Annotated in this window: 2 protein-coding genes; one reads left to right on the top strand and one right to left on the bottom strand. The window is 30.7% G+C overall.

What is annotated here, in order from left to right; translation table 11 throughout:
• Positions 1–164 precede the first annotated feature (164 nt).
• Positions 165–1,007: a YppG family protein gene (locus tag V7056_RS20250; protein WP_499704188.1), complete on the top strand. Its 843-nt coding sequence runs from the start codon at positions 165–167 to the stop codon at positions 1,005–1,007.
• An 85-nt stretch (positions 1,008–1,092) separates the two neighbouring features.
• On the opposite strand, the gene V7056_RS20255 is transcribed toward V7056_RS20250, so the two are convergent.
• Positions 1,093–1,821, bottom strand: coding sequence for a GntR family transcriptional regulator (locus tag V7056_RS20255; protein WP_499704189.1), 729 nt, complete (start codon positions 1,819–1,821; stop codon positions 1,093–1,095).
• Positions 1,822–2,514 lie beyond the last annotated feature (693 nt).

The raw sequence follows: 2,514 nt of genomic DNA on the forward strand, positions 1-2,514 counted from the left end.
ACATAAAATGTACCATAAATACTCAAGATTTAAATTTTTTTAAAAATTTAAACTTCCGACAGTAAATGACAAAAAAAGTAGCTTTCAAATTTTTTAGATTGTAACAATTTAGGCAATTGCATCATACAAATACTAAAAGAATAAATATAATGGGTGTGAGAAAAATGAGACATCAAATGTTTCCTCCAAATCACGTTGATAACAGTTTTGAATGGTTTCGAAATCAGCATCAATTAAATGACCATTATTTTCATAATGGAGCTTTTAATCCGTATGATTTAAACCAACAACAAAACGAAATGATTCAACGGTATTATGGGAATATGATTCAACCATATTCTCAAAACCAAGTACAAACAACAGAGATTCCGCAAACTATGCAAATGATGGAAACGGCTCCTATAAGCGAGACTCAAACATTTCAGGACATGGAGAAAATGGAAGACATACAACACCATCCTTATCCAGAACAAGGTACTATGTTTGCAACACCGCCTGAATATACCCAAGTACAGTCACACATGATGCAAAATCCTGCGGGACAATATCCTAGTCAGCCATATTCTACGTCAATAGAGAGCGGTTTTCCTGGTTACGGACATCAGCAGCAAGCGACGAATTATTCTAATTTTCAATTGTATTCCAATCCTTATGGAGACCAAAATTTTCATACACAATTTCCTAACTTTACTCAACAGCAACAACCACAACAACCACAACAATACCAACAACCACAACACCAACAATTTGGGCAAATGATGCAGGGAGGTCCGTTTTCAACACCTCCAATGTTTGCACCAAGTACACCTTATCCAACACAACCAAAACAATTAAACCAACAAAGTAATAATGGTCAATCGTTTCAATTTTCTTCTATTTTAAATCAATTTAAGAATACTTCTGGATCGTATGATGTACCCAAAATGATGAGCACAGCAGGACAAATGATGAATACCGTGAATCAAGTTGGAGGACTGTTCAAGCAAATTGGATTTTTCTTCAAATAAAAAAGCCAGGATTTTTCCTGGCTTTAATTTTGTAGACAAAGCATAAAAAAAGATATAATGTCTGAAAGCAAGTTGATTCCTGACTTTAATCATTTCTAGAAAGAGAATGTACTAGCTTATAACGATCAGCACGGTACACAGTCAATTCATGTTCAAGTACTTTTCCACTTCTCAAGTAAGTTGTACGATCAATGGATAAGACAGGAGAATTTGGTGGTATTTCAAGCAGGTTTGCTTCTTTTTCAGTTGCTAATCTTGCTTGAATTGATTGATCTGCATATTGTATTGGATCAGGTATATTTGAATTTACATAATCATAAAATGATTTTTCAAGTACAGCTTGATTTAAGTTTGGGGCTAATTCGCATGGCACATAAATGCTCTCAATAGACATCGGCTTCAGATCAGCTAGACGGACTCTTTTAATTTTATAAATGGGATCATTTTCAGTTATTTTTAATATATTTGCTAATGATGAATCTGTTTTTGTGATTTCGAATTCAATTAATTTGCTACTAGGTTTTAATCCTCTTTCGATCATTTCTTCGGTGTAACTATTTAATCTACTAATTCGTTTCTCTACTTTTTGACGACTAACAAATGTACCTTTTCCTTTTTGACGATATACGAAACCTTCTTGAACAAGATTATTTAAAGCTTGTCTTACAGTCATTCTAGAAATCTGGAATTTTTCAGAAAACTCTCTTTCAGAAGGAATTAATTCATCGGCTGGATATTCTCCAGAAGTAATTTTTGATTTTATATATTCTAAAAGTTGATGGTAAATTGGAACTGGTGAATTTTTGTTAATCATGGTTTACTCCTCGTATAGCTGTATATTTACATTTTTTTGGTAAATAAAACGATTTCATACTTATTTTATAGGAATAAAATGGAATCGGCAACGGTAGAAAATTCATTTGTAAATGTCAAAATATTTAAACTTTTATTTACGTTAAATTAATAGTTGTGAATTTTGTTCAAACCTTTTAAAATTAAAATTGTTGACATTTTAGATACTTTAATATATTGGGGAGAAAAAGATTGAAAAACAAAATTCTTTTTTTATTTTTTATTACTTTAACATTAACGTTTATTATCTTTACTAGTTTTAAACAAGCATTATATGTAATTCTTTCATAGAAATCAAAAATCTTTAGTTCATTTNNGCATTATTTCCGACACAAATTAATTTATATACATCTAAGATTAAATCGGATATTAATTTCCTCGAGAGAACAGTAATGATCGTACAAGCTATAAAAATGGTTCCACAAATTCGATTCTATTGATCATCTTAACAATTATTTTGTTACTCCAATAAATTATCCTGCATTTACAATAGATGTCGTAAGTAGAAATGTAATTAGATTTTAGTTAAGAAGATTATTTTATAAAAGTGAATATTTGAAAAGAATACAAATAACGAAGGAAGAGCATTTTGTTCTTCCTGATTTCTTGTGAGGTCATATGAAAGTACTACTTGTTTCAGGATATAAATCTTTTG

Origin of the sequence: Bacillus sp. JJ664, assembly GCF_036962205.1 — a bacterium.
Classification (GTDB): domain Bacteria; phylum Bacillota; class Bacilli; order Bacillales; family Bacillaceae_G; genus Gottfriedia.

What these genes read in the sequence shown, in the direction of transcription:
- V7056_RS20250 (WP_499704188.1), top strand. Translation starts at nt 165, where the DNA reads ATGAGACATCAAATGTTTCCTCCAAATCACGTTGATAACAGTTTTGAA.
- V7056_RS20255 (WP_499704189.1), bottom strand. Translation starts at nt 1,821, where the DNA reads ATGATTAACAAAAATTCACCAGTTCCAATTTACCATCAACTTTTAGAA.